Source organism: Micromonospora sp. WMMA1998 (assembly GCF_027497375.1).
Taxonomy (GTDB): Bacteria; Actinomycetota; Actinomycetes; order Mycobacteriales; family Micromonosporaceae; genus Micromonospora; species Micromonospora sediminicola.
In genome coordinates this window covers 5,370,279-5,387,386 of sequence record NZ_CP114911.1, presented here as the reverse complement: position 1 = coordinate 5,387,386, position 17,108 = coordinate 5,370,279, and the positions used below count along the sequence as shown (strand labels likewise).

The 17,108-nt window shown below is 73.6% G+C and carries 18 protein-coding genes, 2 tRNA genes and 1 pseudogene; 11 read left to right on the top strand and 10 right to left on the bottom strand.

What is annotated here, in order from left to right; all coding sequences use genetic code 11:
• Positions 1 to 94 precede the first annotated feature (94 nt).
• Positions 95 to 1,399 carry an Ig-like domain-containing protein gene (locus O7600_RS25040; RefSeq protein WP_281590926.1) on the top strand — a complete coding sequence of 435 codons (1,305 nt, stop codon included), beginning with the start codon at positions 95 to 97 and terminating at the stop codon, positions 1,397 to 1,399.
• Between the two features lie 119 nt (positions 1,400 to 1,518).
• On the opposite strand, the gene O7600_RS25035 is transcribed toward O7600_RS25040, so the two are convergent.
• Both O7600_RS25035 and orn read right to left on the bottom strand, forming a co-directional pair.
• A tRNA-His gene (locus tag O7600_RS25035) sits at positions 1,519 to 1,594 on the bottom strand.
• A 90-nt stretch (positions 1,595 to 1,684) separates the two neighbouring features.
• Positions 1,685 to 2,275, bottom strand: a complete 591-nt coding sequence (orn, locus tag O7600_RS25030) for an oligoribonuclease (RefSeq protein WP_281590925.1) — start codon at positions 2,273 to 2,275, stop codon at positions 1,685 to 1,687.
• 73 nt (positions 2,276 to 2,348) lie between these two features.
• Between orn and O7600_RS25025 the strand changes: the two genes are divergently transcribed.
• A complete protein-coding gene (locus O7600_RS25025; protein WP_281590924.1) occupies positions 2,349 to 3,608 on the top strand; it encodes a glycosyltransferase 87 family protein in 1,260 nt (419 codons plus the stop codon).
• Positions 3,609 to 3,753: 145 nt separating this feature from the next.
• Here O7600_RS25025 and O7600_RS30160 read toward each other — a convergent pair.
• From O7600_RS30160 to O7600_RS25010, 3 genes and pseudogenes are all read right to left on the bottom strand, one after another.
• Positions 3,754 to 4,036: pseudogene (locus O7600_RS30160) on the bottom strand (hypothetical protein); the annotation flags it as partial.
• A gap of 656 nt (positions 4,037 to 4,692) precedes the next feature.
• Positions 4,693 to 5,421, bottom strand: coding sequence for a YcnI family protein (locus O7600_RS25015; protein WP_281590922.1), 729 nt, complete (start codon positions 5,419 to 5,421; stop codon positions 4,693 to 4,695).
• Positions 5,422 to 5,437: 16 nt separating this feature from the next.
• Positions 5,438 to 7,114: a copper resistance protein CopC gene (locus O7600_RS25010; RefSeq protein ID WP_281590921.1), complete on the bottom strand. Its 1,677-nt coding sequence runs from the start codon at positions 7,112 to 7,114 to the stop codon at positions 5,438 to 5,440.
• Positions 7,115 to 7,326: 212 nt separating this feature from the next.
• On the opposite strand from O7600_RS25010, the gene O7600_RS25005 reads away from it, so the two are divergent.
• From O7600_RS25005 to O7600_RS24990, 4 genes are read left to right on the top strand one after another with little or no spacing between them, the layout of a single operon-like run.
• Positions 7,327 to 7,914: a sigma-70 family RNA polymerase sigma factor gene (locus O7600_RS25005; protein WP_281590920.1), complete on the top strand. Its 588-nt coding sequence runs from the start codon at positions 7,327 to 7,329 to the stop codon at positions 7,912 to 7,914.
• Between the two features lie 30 nt (positions 7,915 to 7,944).
• The gene (locus O7600_RS25000) at positions 7,945 to 8,466 is read left to right on the top strand and encodes a MauE/DoxX family redox-associated membrane protein (RefSeq protein ID WP_281590919.1); all 522 of its coding nucleotides are present in this window, start codon (positions 7,945 to 7,947) and stop codon (positions 8,464 to 8,466) included.
• A complete protein-coding gene (locus O7600_RS24995) occupies positions 8,459 to 9,175 on the top strand; it encodes a thioredoxin domain-containing protein (RefSeq protein ID WP_281590918.1) in 717 nt (238 codons plus the stop codon). Before O7600_RS25000 ends, O7600_RS24995 begins: the two co-directional genes overlap by 8 nt.
• The gene (locus O7600_RS24990; protein WP_281590917.1) at positions 9,172 to 10,260 is read left to right on the top strand and encodes a hypothetical protein; all 1,089 of its coding nucleotides are present in this window, start codon (positions 9,172 to 9,174) and stop codon (positions 10,258 to 10,260) included. The genes O7600_RS24995 and O7600_RS24990 overlap by 4 nt, the downstream gene beginning before the upstream one ends.
• A gap of 150 nt (positions 10,261 to 10,410) precedes the next feature.
• On the opposite strand, the gene O7600_RS24985 is transcribed toward O7600_RS24990, so the two are convergent.
• From O7600_RS24985 to O7600_RS24970, 4 genes are read right to left on the bottom strand one after another with little or no spacing between them, the layout of a single operon-like run.
• A complete protein-coding gene (locus O7600_RS24985; protein ID WP_281590916.1) occupies positions 10,411 to 11,181 on the bottom strand; it encodes an ABC transporter ATP-binding protein in 771 nt (256 codons plus the stop codon).
• Positions 11,178 to 11,948, bottom strand: a complete 771-nt coding sequence (gene cbiQ / locus O7600_RS24980) for a cobalt ECF transporter T component CbiQ (RefSeq protein WP_281590915.1) — start codon at positions 11,946 to 11,948, stop codon at positions 11,178 to 11,180. The genes O7600_RS24985 and cbiQ overlap by 4 nt, the downstream gene beginning before the upstream one ends.
• An 18-nt stretch (positions 11,949 to 11,966) precedes the next feature.
• The gene (locus O7600_RS24975; RefSeq protein ID WP_281590914.1) at positions 11,967 to 12,458 is read right to left on the bottom strand and encodes a PDGLE domain-containing protein; all 492 of its coding nucleotides are present in this window, start codon (positions 12,456 to 12,458) and stop codon (positions 11,967 to 11,969) included.
• On the bottom strand, positions 12,455 to 13,174 hold the full coding sequence (locus O7600_RS24970; protein WP_281590913.1) for an energy-coupling factor ABC transporter permease: 720 nt from the start codon (positions 13,172 to 13,174) through the stop codon (positions 12,455 to 12,457). The genes O7600_RS24975 and O7600_RS24970 overlap by 4 nt, the downstream gene beginning before the upstream one ends.
• A 123-nt stretch (positions 13,175 to 13,297) precedes the next feature.
• Here O7600_RS24970 and bcp point away from each other — a divergent pair, with 123 nt between their 5' ends.
• The 5 genes from bcp to O7600_RS24945 all read left to right on the top strand — a co-directional run bounded on the left by bcp (position 13,298) and on the right by O7600_RS24945 (position 16,043).
• Positions 13,298 to 13,768, top strand: a complete 471-nt coding sequence (gene bcp, locus O7600_RS24965) for a thioredoxin-dependent thiol peroxidase (RefSeq protein ID WP_281590912.1) — start codon at positions 13,298 to 13,300, stop codon at positions 13,766 to 13,768.
• A 31-nt stretch (positions 13,769 to 13,799) separates the two neighbouring features.
• Positions 13,800 to 14,375, top strand: coding sequence for an HNH endonuclease signature motif containing protein (locus O7600_RS24960; RefSeq protein WP_281590911.1), 576 nt, complete (start codon positions 13,800 to 13,802; stop codon positions 14,373 to 14,375).
• Positions 14,340 to 14,425 (top strand) — tRNA-Leu (locus O7600_RS24955). Before O7600_RS24960 ends, O7600_RS24955 begins: the two co-directional genes overlap by 36 nt.
• 138 nt (positions 14,426 to 14,563) lie before the next feature.
• Positions 14,564 to 15,394 carry a phosphotransferase gene (locus O7600_RS24950; RefSeq protein ID WP_281590910.1) on the top strand — a complete coding sequence of 277 codons (831 nt, stop codon included), beginning with the start codon at positions 14,564 to 14,566 and terminating at the stop codon, positions 15,392 to 15,394.
• A 79-nt stretch (positions 15,395 to 15,473) separates the two neighbouring features.
• The gene (locus tag O7600_RS24945; protein WP_281594262.1) at positions 15,474 to 16,043 is read left to right on the top strand and encodes a GNAT family N-acetyltransferase; all 570 of its coding nucleotides are present in this window, start codon (positions 15,474 to 15,476) and stop codon (positions 16,041 to 16,043) included.
• 40 nt (positions 16,044 to 16,083) lie between these two features.
• On the opposite strand, the gene O7600_RS24940 is transcribed toward O7600_RS24945, so the two are convergent.
• The gene (locus tag O7600_RS24940; protein WP_281590909.1) at positions 16,084 to 17,061 is read right to left on the bottom strand and encodes an expansin EXLX1 family cellulose-binding protein; all 978 of its coding nucleotides are present in this window, start codon (positions 17,059 to 17,061) and stop codon (positions 16,084 to 16,086) included.
• Between the last annotated feature and the right edge of the window lie 47 nt (positions 17,062 to 17,108).

Below are 17,108 nucleotides of genomic sequence, written 5' to 3'. Positions count from 1 at the left end.
CAGGGTGTTCCGCTTCACTCCCGGCAACGGGTCACCGTTCCGGTGCGTCTGACCAGAGACGATGGGGACCGGGCATCACACTTGTGAGGGAAACATGCGAGCTGGCCAGGACGAACTGATCCGGGGCGGAACCGCCCGGCGCGGCGGACGCCGCGCGCTCGCGGCCGTGGTGCTCGCCGCCACCATGGCCCTGGCCTCCGCCTGCACCGGCGGCGGTGACGACGGGTCGTCGAGCTGGCAGGGCGGCGGCGACGGCGGCGAGAAGGCCCCGAAGGCGGCGGCCACCATCAGCGAGCCGGCCGCCGACGCCAAGGACGTCCCCGCCTCCACCGCCGTCACCTTCACCACCACCGAGGCGCAGGAGACCAGCGTCGAGGTGAAGGACTCGACCGGCAAGGCCGTCGAGGGTGAGATGGCGGCGGACGGGAAGAGCTGGCTGCCCGCCGGCGCCCTGGACTACGGGCAGACCTACACCGCGACCGTGACCGCGACCGGCGACGACGGCAAGGCGGCCACCGCCACCAGCACGTTCACCACCATGGCCAAGCCGTCCAAGCAGATCCGGGTCAGCAGCTTCCTCGGTGACAACCAGGTCGTCGGCGTGGGCATGCCGCTGATCGTGAAGTTCGGCCGGGCGATCCCGGAGGACTACCGGGACGACATGCAGCGCCGGATGACGGTCACCGCGAAGCCGGCCCAGGAGGGCATCTGGCACTGGGTGAGCCCCACCGAGGTGCGCTATCGGCCGAAGACGTTCTGGAAGGCCAACAGCACGGTCTCCTACAAGGTGCAGGCGGGCGGGCTGCCGCTCGGCGACGGCTGGTACGGCCGCTCCGACCTCAGCGTCGACGTCAAGATCGGCCCGGCGTTCGTGATGACCGTGGACAACAAGACCAAGCGGATGACCGTCACCAAGGACGGCAAGGCGGTCAAGACGATCCTGGTCAGCCTGGGCAAGAAGAGCACCCCGTCGTCCAGCGGCACCATGGTGGTGATCGAGAAGCTCCGCCACACCGTCTTCGACACGATGGAGGAGCTGGGCCCGGAGGAGGGCTACCGCACCGAGATCGACTACGCCCAGCGGCTCACCTGGGGCGGCGAGTTCATCCACGCCGCGCCCTGGTCCGAGGGTGTGCAGGGCCGCAGCAACGTGTCGCACGGCTGCGTCAACGTCTCGATGAAGGACGGCAACTGGCTGTTCGCCAACACCCGCATCGGCGACCCGATCACGGTCAAGGGCACCGAGCGCAAGCTCCAGAACGGCAACGGCTGGACCGACTGGAACATGAGCTGGGACGAGTACGTCAAGGGCAGCGCCCTGCCGTACGAGCCGCCGGCGGCTCCGGGCGACGACACCAGCCCGTCCGCCGAGACGCCGAGCCCGCAGCCGACCGCCTGACCGGCACCACCGAGCGGCTCGTCCCCGACCCCGGGGGCGGGCCGCTCGCCGCTTCCGGGGACGGCCCCACCGAGCCCGCGAACGACGAAGCCCCCTCCCGGAGGAGGGGGCTTCGACACTGGGGTGACTGATGGGAATTGAACCCACGACAACCGGGACCACAACCCGGTGCTCTGCCAACTGAGCTACAGCCACCATGCTCGCCGCTCCGGTCGACCCGGGCGGTGCGCGGACTAATAATAGCCACACCCCGGCCGACCCCGTCCACCGGGTTCGGCCCGGGCGTCAGAGCTGCGCGGCGATCGCCTTCGCGGCCTCCACGTCCGGCCCCGGCAGCGGCACGAACACGGTCCGCCGGTAGTACTCCAGCTCGCGGATGCTCTCCCGGATGTCGGCCAGCGCCCGGTGGGCCAGACCCTTCTGCGGCTGGCCGAAGTACACCCGGGGGTACCAGCGCCGGCACAGCTCCTTGATCGACGAGACGTCGATCATCCGGTAGTGCAGGTGGGCGTCGAGCCGGGTCATGTCCCGGGCCAGGAAGCCACGGTCGGTGGCGATCGAATTGCCGCACAGCGGCGCGCTACGTGGATCCTTCACATAGCTGGTCACGTAGTCGAGCACCATGTCCTCGGCCTCGGCCAGCGTGACCGTGGAGCGGCGTACCTCCTCGGTCAGGCCGGACTTGGCGTGCATGGTCCGCACGATCTCCGGCATGCCCTCCAGCGCCGCGTCGTCGGCGTGGATCACCACGTCGACGCCCTCGCCGAGCACGTTCAGGTCCGGGTCGGTGACGAGCGCGGCGACCTCGATGAGGGCGTCCCGACGCAGGTCCAGCCCGGTCATCTCACAGTCGATCCAGACGAGAAGATCAGCCACCGGGACAGACTACGCGCCGTCGACCCGCCCGCGCCTCGGCACCGGGGGCCGGGTGGACCGCTAGGGTTTCCCCGTGCCAGCCGAACCCGTAGCCCCGCCCGCCGTCACCCAGGACGAGGCGGGCGGACGTACGGCCCGGCGGGTGGTCACGGTGCTGGCGCTCGCCGCGGTGCTGCCGGCGCTCTATCTGCGCAACCTGCGGCACGACTACTTCGACCAGAAGATCTACATGTCGGCGATGGACTGGTGGGCGGCCGGGCACCCGCTCTACGACTACGTCCAGCCGGACCGGGTCCAGGGCGAGCTCTACTTCACCTACCCCCCGCTCGCCGCGTTGCTTCTGGCACCGTTCGCGTACCTGCGGCTCGGCGTGGCGATCGCCACCTTCGCGGTACTGACCGTGGTTGCCGTGGTGGTGACCACCCGCTGGCTGGTGCTGCCGGTGCTGCGGCGACACGACCTGCCGCACGGGTTCGGCCTGACCGTCGCCGTGCTGCTGGTGCTGGCGGTGGAGAGCACCCGGGAGACGCTCACGCTCGGGCAGATCAACATGCTGCTGGTGGTGCTGGTCCTGGCCGACCTGCTGTTCGCCGTACCGCAGGGGCGGCGCTGGGCCGGCGTGGGCGTGGGGCTGGCGGCGGCGCTCAAGCTCTTCCCCGGCATCTTCGTGCTCTACCTGCTGGCCACCCGGCGGTGGCGCGCGGCGGCGGTGGCGACGGCGACCGCCGCGGCGGCCACGCTGCTGGCCGCCGCGGTCGTGCCGGGCGACTCGTGGCGGTTCTGGACCCACGAGCTGTGGACCACCGACCGGGTGGGCCGCACCGACTACACCGGTAACCAGTCGCTGTTCGGACTGCTCAGCCGCCTGAGTGCGTCGGCGGAGGCGGACCGGGTGCCGTGGCTGTTGCTCGTGCTGGCGGTGGCCGCGTTCGGCCTGTGGCGGGCCGCGCGGGCGGCCCGGGCGGGGGACGCGCTGGTGGGTCTCACCCTGACCGGCCTGGTGGGCGGGCTGGTCAGCCCGATCACCTGGATCCACCACCTGTACTGGTTCGTCCCCGCCGTGGTGGTGCTCGTCGACGCGGCGCTGGACGCCGATCCGGCGACGCCCGCCGGGGCGCGCCGTCGTGGCGGCCTGCTCGCGCTGGCCGCCGGCGTCGGCCTGCCGATCGTGTACGGGTTGGTGACGTTCCAGGACTGGGGCACCGCGATCGTGCACACGGACGATCCAGTCGACTTCGTCGTCCGCAACCTGTACGTGCTGCTCAGCCTGCTGCTGCTGGTCGTGCTGCCGATCCGCCGCGACCTCGACGCGACATCCGAAAATTCGGACTGACCGGACAGACCTCCCGTCCGAGCCGATTCGGCGCTAATCTTGTCCCAACTACCTCAGGTTTCTCCCAGGTAGCACCGAATTCCCCCGGTGACGGTGGCCCTCCGCGTCGGCAGCGCGGAGGGCCATCCGCCGTCCAGGGCTCACTCCTCGGCCGGCGGCGCGCCGACGGCGACCAGTTGCCGCCGAGGCAGCGGCGGCGGGACCGGCTGCCGACCCAGCCCGCTCAACGAGCTGACCCCGAGCCGCCCGGCCAGCACCGGAACCTGGTCCGGCTCGACGACGAAGACGACCTCGCGCGGCCGGCTCGGGCGCAGCAGCAGCGCCGCGGCGAGGACCACCAGCAGCGTCCCACCGGCCAGCAGCGCCCACACCACCCCGGGGAACCAGCCGGCCCGCACCTCGCCCCGCATCTCCAGGTCGAGCCCGGCCGCGCCGTCCGGGCGCATCACCACCAGGCTCAGCGAGCGGTCGGCGAACTCGGCCGGGCTCCACTCCAACGCACCGACGCCCTGGCGTACCCAGAAGGGCTGGCCGAGCGGGACGGCGCCGGCGGCTCCCGCGGTGGCCGGGTCGAGACCGACCGGGAGCGGGCCCCGGGTCACCGCGACGCGTCGCACGGTGCTGTGCGGGACGTCGGCCAGCCACCGTCGCACCTGGTCGGTCGGGGCGAGGCCGAGGAAGACCGGGCCGCCGGCGTCCCGCGCGGCGAGGCGCAGCCGGGCCTGCCCGCTCCGGACGATCGGGAGGTCGGCGCGGAGCGTCGCGTCCACATCGGTGACCACCACCGCGCGGGCGGGCGTGCGGACCGGCTCGAAGCGGGCGGAGAAGCCGCCGTCCGGGTCGGCGTGCCGGGCGGCGATCCCGAGCCCGGCGCCCGCCACCAGCACCGCTACCCCCAGGGCCAGCGCCAGCATGCCGATGATCGTGCGTACGAAACGCATTCGCGTCGTCCCTCTCGGTAGCCAACTACCCGGCCGACCTTACCGACGCCGGTGGCGCGATCGCCGGATATCCGCGGCACCCGGCCCGGGACGGCAACCGGCCCGGCGGACACGATCCGCCGGGCCGGTGACTGTCGCCGTGCTCAGGACTTCGCGGTGGGCTCCCGCCGGGTACGCGCGAACGCCAGCCCGCCGAGGGCCAGGCCGGCCAGGCCGGCGACCAGGCCGGCGACCCCGAGCGCGGTACCCGCGCCCGAGTCGTCGTCATCGTCGTCGTCCGCGGCGACGGCCGCCGTCGGCGCGCTCGCGCCGGGGGACGCGGCCGCCGCGGCGGCCAGGGTGAGCACCGGGGCCGGGTTCTCCGGCTCCTCCGCGCCCGGCGTCGGCTCCTCGATCCAGCGGGAGACGTTGCCGTCGGAGTAGGTCTGCAGCACCTTGAACACCATGGTGTCCACCTGCGGCAGCGGCCCCATCGACACCGGGAACTCCTGGAACTCGCCCGGCTTGACGCCGCCGCCCTGCGCCGCGGTGAAGGTGAGCTTGGAGACCGCCTCGGTGAGCTGGCTGCCGTGCACCTCGATCGGCGGGTCGACCTTGCGCTTCTCCACCGCCACCGTCCAGCCCGGCACCGGCATGGTGGAGACGGAACCCACCGGTGCGTTCTCCGGCAGGTTCACCTCGACCTTGACGGTCGACGCCGTGTCGCTCTCGTTCGGCACCCGGAACGCGAACCGACCGTAGCCGCCCTGCGTACCCTCCTTCGGGTTGATCGTGACGTGCGCCGAGGCCGACCCCGCCAGGCCGAACACGGCCGTGGCGACGGCGGCGAGGGTCAGCGCGGCGGCGGTCGCGGGTCGCCGGAGACGGATCATCAGATGGGACCTTCCGTTACTTGATCGGCACGGTGGCGGTCACCGTGGCCTGGTCGATGTCGGACGTGCGAACGGTGAAGCGGAGCTGCCAGTCGCCCCGGGCCGGCAGGTTGACCTCGCCGGTGGCGTGGTTGTCGCTCAACGGCAGCAGCGGGACCGTGATCGGCTCGATCCCGGCCGACGGCAGCGCCGCGGTTACCTTCCACTCCTGCACCGGCTGTGGCCGGTTGTCAGTGGTGTAGGCGTAGAGGTGCAGCGAGTTGTTGCCGGTCTCGGCCGGGTCCAGCTCGACCTGGAGCGAGTAGATCGGGCTGTTCAGCGTGGTCGAGAAGTAGTCGGTCGACGCGCCGGCCACGTCGGCGGTCGCGGTGCGCGCCGGGGTGGTCTGCACGAGCGTCGCGGACAGGCCCAGCACCACCGCCGTGATCGCCAACTCCGCCACCACGGCCCGTCGCATCGAGCCCGGCCGGCCGGCGGCGACCCGCCGGCGCACCAGCGCCCGGGAGTACGCGGCCACGCCGATCACCAACGCGAACAGGACGATCTTGGCGAGCAGCAGCCGCCCGTAGGTGGTGTCGACCAGGGCCTTCGGGCTGGCCACCTCGATCAGGCCCTGCACGGTGCCGGCCAGCAGCAGCGCGGCCACCGCCAACGCGGCCCAGCGGGACCAGATCGGCAGGATCGCGTCCAGCTCGCGCTCGTCGGCGCGGCGCAACAGGAAGACCGCCAGCATCACCAGGCCGCCCAACCAGACCGCCATCCCGCCCAGGTGCACGGCGTCTACCACCACCGAGACGGCGGGGGCCGGGGAGGCGGCGGGGTGGCCGGCGAGCGGCCAGGTGAACAACGCCGCGCCGCCGAGGACGGCCAGGATGATCCCGTCGGTGCGGCCGACCGGACCGGCGAACAGCGGGCGGAGCAGGAACGCCGCCGCGGCCAGCAGGCCCAGCCGGACCAGGTGGGTGGTGCCGTAGGCGCTGCCCAGCACGTCACCCAGGCCGGCCCCGGTGACGTCGAACAGCCCGCCGCCGTTGGTGTAGGGCACCTGGAGCCACAGCTCGGCCACGGTGGCCGCGGCCAGCACGCCGAGCCCGGTCCAGGCCAGCCGCGCCGGACCCCGGCGGGACAGCCGGCGCGGCCAGAGCGCGGCCAGCACCAGGGCCGGGCCGACCAGCAGCAGCAGGCCCACGTAGCCGACGTACTTCGCCGCCTTGACCGCGTTCTCCGTCACCGGGTTCGCCCGGTTGTCCGAGCCGGTGTCGGTCGGCGGCTCCGACGGCGCGCCGACCGAGTAGGTGAACGCGCCGGAGACCGGGTGGCTGTCCGCCGAGATCACCCGGTAACTCACTAGGTAGGTGCCGCGCGCCCCGGACGGGTCCACCGGGATGGTGACCTCGGCGCCCTGGAACGTCGGCTCGCCCCGGTCGGCCCGGGAGCCGTCCGGCGCGATCACCCGGACCTTGCCGGGCACCTTCCGGACGCCCTCGCTGAAGGTGATCACCACCTGGGCGGGTGCCTCGGGCACCACGGCGGACGCGGCGGGGCTGCTGCTCACCAGCACCGCGTGGGCGCTGGCCGGAGTGGCCGGGGCGAGCAGCAGGGTGACCAGGAGGAGCAGCAGCCCGGCGACGGCCCCGGAGCGGGCGGCGACGACCCCGGGCGGGCGGCGTACGGCAGCAGTCATGACCGCCATGGTTCCCGAACCGTGGCGGGCCCGGCGAGCCGACCTCCGCCGGACGCGCCGCAGCGCCCGATCGGTGCGGTGACGCGCGTCACCGGAACCTGGTCGGAGGTCATGAGGGGGTAGTCGGTGGGCGGACGAAAAAAGTTCCCGGCGTGTGCGGGACCACGGAATGGGCCGAAGGGCCCTGTCACCCACAGGTACGCCGCGTAACCTCGTCTGTCGTGATCCCCGCCCCGCGCGACACCGCCGCCGACCACCCCGAGCCGGGGTCCGCGGCTGCGCGGGACACGGTCACCGGGTGGGCGCTGGCCGCCCGGCACGGCGACCCGGCCGCCCAGGCCGCCTTCGTCCGGGCCACCCAGGCCGAGGTCTGGCGCTTCGCCGCCGCCCTGGTCGACCCGGACAGCGCGGACGACCTGACCCAGGAGACCTACCTGCGGGCGTTCCGGGCGCTGCCCGGCTTCGAGGGCCGGTCCACCGCCCGCACCTGGCTGCTCGGCATCGCCCGCCGGGCCTGCGCCGACCACCTGCGGACCGTGGTGCGCCGCCGCCGGCTCGACGAACGGCTCGCCGCCCAGGCGGCCACCGACCGGCCCGGTCCGGACCCGGCCGGCCAGCTGGGCGCCGCCGACCTGGTCCGCCGGCTGCCCGCCGAGCGGCGCTCCGCGTTCGTGCTCACCCAGCTGCTCGGCCTGTCCTACGCCGAGGCCGCCGACGTGGAGGGGGTGCCGGTGGGCACCATCCGCTCCCGGGTGGCCCGGGCCCGCGAGGAACTGGTCGGCGCCGTCGGCGACACGCTTGCCGGATAGCGGGAACCTTTCATGCCCCCCGGACGACGAATGACTGTGACCCCCTCCCCCACCCGGGCCGCCCGCTGGCGGGCCCTGCGGCCCTGGCTCGGCGTGGCGGCCCGCCTCGGGCTGGCCGCCGTCTGGCTGATCGCCGGTGGCACCAAGGTCGGTGACCTGGCCGCCTCCGGTCGGGCCGTGAACGCCTACCAGGTGATGCCGTACGACCTGGCCACGGTGATCGGCGCGGCGCTGCCGTTCGTCGAGCTGGCCCTGGGTCTGCTGCTGCTCGTCGGGCTGGCCACCCGGGTCGGCGCCGGCATCTCCGCCGCGCTGCTGGTGGTCTTCATCGTCGGCATCGCCTCGGCCTGGGCCCGCGGCCTGGCCATCGACTGCGGATGTTTCGGCAGCGGTGGCCAGCTCGGCGCCGGCGAGACACCGAGTTACCTCCCGGAGATCCTCCGGGACCTGGGATTCCTGCTACTGGCCGGATTCCTGCTGATCTGGCCCCGCACCCCGTTCTCCGTGGACGGCTGGCTCGCGGGCGACATCGTGGAGGACGAGGATGAGTAGTCGCAAGGGACGCAAGGACGCGTCACGGGTGGTGCGGGAGCAGATCGCCCGGGAGAAGCGACGCAAGCGCACCCTCTACACCACGATCGCCGCGGTGCTGGTGCTGGTCATCGCCGGCGGCATCGGCTGGGCCGTCTACTCCTCGCAGAAGTCCGACGACTTCACCGCGCCGCCGGGCGCCAACGACGCCGGCACCGGCATCGTCGAGGGCAGCGGCCCGGTCACCATCGACCTGTACGAGGACTACCTCTGCCCGGTCTGCAAGCAGTTCCAGCAGGTCAACGGCGAAACCATCAACCAGCTCGTGAGCGAGGGCAAGGCGAAGGTGGTCTTCCACCCGGTCGCCTTCCTCAACCGCTTCTCCACCACCGAATACTCCACCCGCTCCTCGGCCGCCTCCGGGTGCGCCGCGCAGGGCGGCAAGTTCCGCGAGTTCACCGACCAGCTCTTCGCCAAGCAGCCGCCGGAGGGCGGCCCTGGGCTCAGCAACGACGAGCTGATCGACATCGGCGCGGGCGTCGGGCTCAACCGGGACGACTTCGCCTCCTGCGTGAACGACGGCACCTACAAGGCGTGGACCGAGCACGTGACCGACGAGGCGAGCAAGTCCGGCGTGACCGGCACCCCGACCATCAAGGTCAACGGCAACGAGGTGGAGGACAAGAGCCCGGACGGGATCAAGGCGGCCGTGGAGGCGGCCGGGAAGTGATCCCCGCACCGCTGCGCCGGGCCGGGCTGGTGGTCGCCGTCGCGGTCACCGCCCTGCTCGCGCTCGCCGCACCGGCCGCCGCGCACGGCGCGGACGCCCCCGACGGCACCGACTACCGGGGCGCGGTCACCGGCGTCAGCCCGGACCGGCCGGGGCTGACCGCCCGGTTGGTCGAGGCCGGCGCGCGGCTGGAGCTGACCAACCGCTCCGGCGCCGAGGTGACCGTGCTCGGCTACTCCGGCGAGCCCTACCTGCGGATCGGCCCCGGCGGCGTGTTCGAGAACAGGCGCTCGCCGGCCACCTGGCTGAACCGGACGCTGGCCGGGGAGACCCGACTGCCGGCCGAGGCGGACCCGGCCGCCCCGCCGGACTGGCGGCGGATCGACGACGGACCCACCGCCCGCTGGCACGACCAGCGCACGCTGTGGCGCGGGGACGCCCCGCCGGCCGCCGTCGCCGCCGCTCCCGACCGGGAGCAGCGGGTCCGCGACTGGGTCGTGCCGCTGCGCGCCGGGACCGACACGATCGAGGTACGCGGCACGCTGGACTGGGTGCCGCCGCCCGACCCGTACCCCTGGTGGGTGGCCGCCACCCTCGGTTTCCTGGTGATCGGCGCGGCCGGGCTGGTGCCCGGCGGCACCACCGCCGGCGTGCGCGCGCTGCGCGCGGTGGGCGGCCTGCTCGCGCTGGGCGGCGTGGCGGCCGTGACGCTCACCGTCGGCCGGGCGCTCGACACCGGCGGCCCCGGGGTCGGCGGTCTGCTCGCCGAGCTGGTCACCGGCCAGGTGTGGACGCTGCTCACCGGCCTCGGCGCGCTCGCCGCCGGCGGCTACGCGCTGGCCCGCCGACCGGCCGCCGACTTCACGCTGGCGCTGGCCGGCGCGTGCCTCACCCTGTTCGCCGGGGTGTCGAACCTGGCCGTGCTGTCCCGCTCGGTCCCCCCGGTGGCCGCCCCCGCCGCACTGGTGCGCGTCGTGGTCGCCGTGGCCCTGGCCACCGGCGCCGGCGCGGTCGCCGCCGGCCTGCTCCGCCTCCGCACCGCCGCCCGCACCGCCCCCCACCCCCACCTGACCCGCGCCCCCTGACGCGGCCCTCGCGGCCCTCGCGGCCCTCGCGGCCCTCGCGGCCCTCGCGGCCCTCGCGGCGGCGATCTTGCAGTTGCGGCCCCACGAGTGCGGCTTTTATTCCGTTGTGCCGGGACCCAAAGTGCAAGATCGCCGGAATCACGGTGGGGGTCAGGGCGAGCGGGGGGAGGCGGGGGCGAAGCCGTGGGGGAGTTCGAGGCGGTGTGCGGACAGCAGCGTTTCGTCGGAGAGAAGGTCTGCGGTGGGGGCGTCGGCGACGATCCGGCCGCCGTCCAGGATCACCGCGCGGGGACACAGCTCGGCCGCGTACGGCAGGTCGTGGGTGACCATCAGCAGCGTCACCGGCAGGCCACGCAGGATCTCCGCCAGCTCCCGACGGGCCGCCGGGTCGAGGTTCGACGACGGCTCGTCCAGCACCAGGATCTCCGGGCGCATGGCCAGCACGGTGGCCACCGCCACCCGGCGCCGCTGACCGAACGACAGGTGGTGCGGCGCCCGGTCCCGGTGCTCGGCCATGCCCACCGCCGCGAGCGCCTCGTCGACCCGTTCCGCCAGCTCGGCCCCGCGCAGGCCCAGGTTGGCCGGGCCGAACGCGACGTCCTCCGCCACCGTGGGCAGGAAGAGCTGGTCGTCCGGGTCCTGAAAGACGATGCCGACGCGGCGGCGGACCTCGGCGAGGGTGTCCCGGTCGCGGGTCACCGTCAGGCCGCCGACCGCCACCGTCCCCTCGGTCGGGGTGAGGATGCCGTTGAGGTGCAGCACCAGCGTGGTCTTGCCGGCGCCGTTCGGCCCGAGCAGCGCCACCCGGTCGCCGCGCGGCACGGTCAGGTCCACCCCGTGCAGGGCGACGTGACCGTCCGGGTACGCGTACCGGACGCCACGGACGTCCAGGGAGGGCGACTGCTGCACGTACCCGATCATTGCAGGACGAGCGCGGCGGCGGCGATGGAGGCCGCGATCACCGGCACGGTCGCGCCCACCGCCCACTGCCCGGCGGTGGCCGCCCCGGCCCCCTGCCAGACCGCCGGCATCCGCCCGGTGTAGCCGCGGGAGACCATCGCCAGGTAGACCCGCTCGCCGCGCTCGAAGGCGCGCAGGAAGAGGGCGCCGACCCCGGCCGCGAAGCCGCGCAACTGCCAGAGGAAGCGCGGGTCGTCGCCCCGGGACACCCGGGCCACCCGCATCCGCCGGGCCTCCCCGACCAGCACCTCCAGGTAGCGCAGCATGAACGTGGCGATCTGGGTGAGGATCTGCGGGCAACGCAGCCGGTCCAGGCCGAGGATCAGGTCACGTGTCGTCGTGGTCGCCGCCAGCAGGAGTGACGCGAGGACGCCGAGCGTGCCCTTGGCCAGGATGTTGAACGCGCCGTGCAGCCCGTCGACGGAGAGGCCGAGCCCGGCCACCTCGACCCGCTCCCCCGTGCCGAGGAACGGCAGCGCGAACGCGAACAGCACGAACGGCAGCTCGATCAACGCCCGCTTGAGCAGCCAGCGGGGGCCGACCCGGGCCAGCGCCGCCACCGCGGCGACCAGCAGCGCGTATCCGCCGAACGCCCAGTACGCCTCCCGCGGGGTGGCGACCACCGCCACGGTGAACAGCACCATGGCGGCGATCTTCACCTCCGGCGGGAGGCGGTGCACCGGCGAGCCGGACTCGCGGTAGAGCACGTGCGCGTGCCCGGCGCCCATCGTCGACCTCCCCCGGCCTCAGCGCTCGGTGGCGGGCCCGGACGCGGGCGCGCCCTGGCCGGCGGCGCCGCCGGTCGAGCCGGTCGCGGCACCCACCGGCCCGGGGCCGGTCGAGCCGGCCGCACCGGTCGAGCCGGCCGCACCGGTCGAGCCGGCCGCACCGGTCGAGGCCGCCGGACCGCGACGGCGGGCCAGCCAGAACAGGCCGCCGCCGACCGCGAAGGTGAGCAGCACGCCGAGCACGCCGGACAGGCCGGTGGAGAGGAAGTCGTTGCCGATGCCACGTACGCCGTAGTCGGCCAGCGGGCTGTCCGCCAACTCGTGGTCCCTGGCCTGCTGAGCCGGGCAGCTGCCGCCGGTGATCTCGTCGTCGGCGTTCACCGTGCAGCCCTTGAGCAGCGACGAGTCGAGCCCGTCCGGGTGTGACGAGGCGTAGTTGCTGACCACGCCGGCCAGCAGCAGCGCCACCAGCAGGCCACCGAGGAGGAACGGCCAGGAACGCTTGCTCATCGGGCACCTCCGGCGACCGGGACGGCGGGAGCCGGGGTGGCCGGCTTGAGGGCGCGCAGCGCGTAGACCAGGTCGGGGCGGACCTTGGCGACGGTGACCACGGTGGTCGCCGTGATGAGGCCCTCGCCGATGCCGATCAGCAGGTGGGCGACGGCCATCGTGCCGGCCAGCCCGCCGAGGTTGCTGCCCAGGTCGGTGGTGCCGCCGAGCCAGTATTCGAGGACGAAGCCCTGCGACGCGACCACGACGCTGACCAGCGCGGAGACGAACGCGGTGACCGCCAGGCCGGCGGGCGTACGCGGCAGGACCCGCAGCAGCAGCGCGATCAGCAGGTAGGCGGCGGCGGTGCCGAGGATCGCCATGTTGGTGATGTTGAGGCCGAGCATCGCCACCCCGCCGTCCCCGAAGACCAGGGCCTGCACGACCAGCACCACGGCCACGCAGAGCGCGCCGACCCAGGGGCCGACCAGCAGCGCGGCGAGCGCGCCGCCGAGCAGGTGGCCGCTCACCCCGGCGGTGAAGATCGGGAAGTTGAGCATCTGCACGGCGAAGATGAACGCCGCCACCAGACCGGCCATCGGCGCCAACCGGTCGTCGAGGTCGGCCCGGCCACGCAGCACGCAGAACGTGAGCGCGGCGAACGCGAAGGCCGCGAAGATCGCGGCGACGGGACCGTCGATGATCCCGTTGGAGATGTGCATCGCCAGGGTTTCCACGAGGTGAGCCTATTTCCGGCAGGGGGTTGTTGCCAATCCCTTGCAACAAGGCATGGTGATCATCACGCTCGGCCGGGTGTCGCCGCCGGTCACCGACCCGGGCGCGGCGGTATCGTCACCGCCATGACCGACCGCCTGAAGCCCGGCGACCCCGCCCCCGAGTTCACCCTCCCCACCGACGACGGCGGGACCCTCTCCCTGACCGACCTGCGCGGCCGCAAGGTCATCCTGTACGCGTACCCGGCCGCCATGACGCCCGGCTGCACGAAGCAGGCGTGCGACTTCCGCGACTCGCTCGCCTCGCTGCAGTCCGCCGGCTACGAGGTGGTGGGCATCTCCCCGGACAAGCCGGCGAAGCTGGCCAAGTTCCGCGACCGCGACGCCATCACGTTCCCCCTGGTCGCCGACGAGGACAAGACGGTGCTGACCGCGTACGGCGCGTACGGCGAGAAGCAGATGTACGGCCGCACGGTCACCGGCGTGATCCGCTCCACGTTCGTGGTGGACGAGGGGGGCCGGATCGCGCACGCGTTCTACAACGTCAAGGCCACCGGCCACGTCGCCAAGCTGCGCCGCGACCTCGGGCTCGACTGAACCTGTCGGTGGCGATGGTTACCGTCGGCACATGGTGCGTTACCGCTATTCACCGGAACTGCTGGCCGCCACCGCCGCGCGGGCACACAGCGTGACCGAGGTCATGCGACTGCTCGGGGTGCGGATCAGTGGCGGTTCGCACGCGCACATCAGCCGGCAGCTCAAGCGTTTCGGCATCGACACCTCACACTTCACTCGGTCGGCGCACAACAAGGGGCAGCGGAGCCCACGGCGCACCACGTCGACGCAGCTGCTCCTGCGACTTCCCGCCGGCTCGCGGCGCACCCCCGGCACTCGGCTGAAGTGGGCGCTGGCCGACATCGGCGTGCCCGAAGAGTGCGAGGAGTGCCGCTGCGGCCCGACCTGGCGCGACCGCCCACTCACCCTGCACGTCGATCACATCAACGGCGACTTCCTCGACAACCGGCCGCCCAACCTGCGGATCCTCTGTCCGAACTGCCACAGCCAGACCGACACGTTCGCCGGCCGCAACAAGGGCGGCGACCATGCCGATTCCACGGCGGGCCGGACTGCACACGGCTCCGGCCCGACGCCTAGACTCAGCGGGTCGGCGGGAGTGGCGGAACGGCAGACGCGCAGGCCTTAGGAGCCTGTGTCCGAGAGGACGTGGGGGTTCGAAACCCCCCTCCCGCACCAACATCTGATCCGCCCCCGTGCCAGGCGACACGAGCGCCAGGGCCCGCAGCGCCTGGCGGTGAAGGAGGAGCGGCGCGGAAACATCGTGCAGTTGTCGGCCGCCTCGAACGTGTGACCACGGCTGGTCATCCGTCGCCTTTGATCATCGTCGCGGTCCATACTCGCCGGGTGAATCCCGGACGGCCCTCTCCTGAGAGTGAGGTCCCGCTTCAGGCGGGCCGGATGACGCAGGGCATCGGCCGACGCGGAGGACAGGTCCTACGGCCCACCGGCCCCTGGTCCGGAGCCGTGCACGAATACCTGCGGCACCTGGAGGCTGCGGGATTCGACGGGGCGCCGCGGTTCCTCGGACTCGAAGGACACCGCGAGGTCCTCACCTTCATCGACGGCGACGTGCCGGTCGACCCGGACTGGCGGCCGGGGACGGTGCAGCGGCTGCCGGCCTACGCCCGGTCCGAGGCCGCCCTGGTCGCCACCGCCACTCTGGTGCGACAACTCCACGACGCCGCGCGTGGCTTCCGCCCGACCAGCACGGAGTATCGCTTCGTCCCGCATCCCCCGCGGCAGGGTGAGCTTGTCTCGCACGGCGATCTCGGGCCGTGGAACACCGTCTATCGGGACGGGCTGCCGGTGGGATTCATCGACTGGGACGCCGCCGGCCCCGTCGATCCCCTGGTCGACATGGCCGCGGCAGCGTGGGAGTTCGTGCCGCTCGCGCCGCCGGAACAGCTACGAGGGGCCGGATTCGGCCCCGCACCGGACATTGCCGCCCGCCTGCGGCTGTTCGTCGGTGCGTACGGCCTCGATGATCGGTCCGCCGTGGCGCCCGCGCTGCAACAGTGCCGGCTGCTCGCCGCCGAGCGGATCAAGTCGGCACCCGTCGACGCGGCGGAAGCCGCCGAGGCGCTCGAACACATCGCCCGCGAACTTCGCTGGCTGCACTCCGTCAGCTCGCAGCTCAGCCGGTGACCACTGGCTCCACCAGGGGTCGTGTCACGAGGGTCACCAACCGCCCCGGTACACGGGCGCCATGGCCCAGGATGGCGAGGTGGACCTGCGCTTCGTACTCGACCCCGACCTCACGCCTGAGCTGCGCGAACAGCTCGTCGCCCTGTGGGTGGACGTGACCAACGCCGGCGGCGCGGTCGGCTTCGTCGCCCCGGTCACCGAGGACGAGGTGCGGCCGGTCGCCGAGTCGACGCTCGCCGAGGTCGCCGACGGGCCGGACCGGTTGCTCGTCGGCTACGAGGGCGAGCGACTGGTCGCCGTCCTGGTCGTCGCGGACAACCGGTTCCACCTGAAGACGCACTGGCGGGTGCTCAAGCGCGTCATGGTGCACCCCGAAGCCCAGGGCCACGGTTACGGCGCGGCGTTGATGCGCGAGGCCGAGCGGGTCGCCCGCGCCCTGGGCGTGGAGGCGTTGCATGTGACCGTCCGCGACGGACTCGGCCTGGACGCCTTCTACCGGCGCGTGGGCTACCGGGAGATCGGCCGCCTCCCCGCCGCGCTCCGCCTGTCCCCCACCGACTCCCGCGACGAGATCCTCATGTGGCTCGACCTCCCCGCACGCCCCGGATCCGTCGATCGTGCAGTGGCGGCACCTGACGAAGTCCACTGATCCGACAGCCGAGGCGCCACAACTCCGCGATCGACGAAGGTCAGGCGCACGCGTCCGGGGCGGCGGCCTCCACGAGGGGCGTGGGTGTGGACGGGGTGGGCGCGGCCGGGGATGACGGGGGCGGGGCCGGGGACGCGCCGGTGGGGCGGGCGGACGGGGAGCGGGACGGCTTCGCCGGCCGGCTGGTCGTGACGGCCCCCGCGCCGCCGTACATCCGGACCGTGCTGCGCTGCACCTGACCCGGTGACATCCGGATGCCGGTGGCGGTCGCGCGGTGGCCGTACGCGTCGGTGACCCGGATCGTGTACGGGCCGGGGCCGGCGCCGGACGGGATCAGCCAGTAGTTGTAGTCCTCGCGGTCCGCCGCCCGCCACGACCCGTTCTGCCGGACCTCGACCGAGCGCAGCGGGTTGCCGTGGTCGCCGACCAGGACGGCGAACCACCACTGGGAGGCGCCTTCCTTGATCCGGAAGGTGAGCGGGCCGGGCAGCGCCGGGTCCACCACCGCCCGGTAGGTGACCCGGACGACGCCCTGCACGGGGTCGGCGATCCGGGCGAACGCCTCGGCGGAGAGGTCGAGGTGGCCGGGCGCGCACTCCGGGCACTGGTCCATGACCAGCACCCGGACGGTGCCGCGCGGGCCGGTGACGTCGAGGAAGCCGCCGCAGGACGCGCCGGCCGCGTACTCGCTCGGGCCCAGCGCCACGTAGAGCCGGTTGGTGGGCGCGGCGGGCCGGGAGCAGTTGCCGCCGGCGCCCTTCGCGTCGTAGAAGGTGGCCTTCCCGGTGTGCGCGCCGGCGCCGAGCGGCGGGGCGGCTTCGAGTGGCGGGGCGGCACAGGCGGGGGCGCCGCCGCCGCGTACCGCGAGGGTCACCGCGACCACGGCGGCGAGCGCGGCCAGGCCGGCCGCGGCGAGCCGGCGGCGGGCCCGGGCCGGGGCACGGCGGCGACCGGGCCCGGCGGGCGGGCGCTCGGCGCCGGCGGGGATCGGTGGGTGGGGCGCGCTGCCGTCGGTCACGCCGGTCGATGCTGCCGGACCGGCCGGTCGGCGGACAAGCGGGCTAA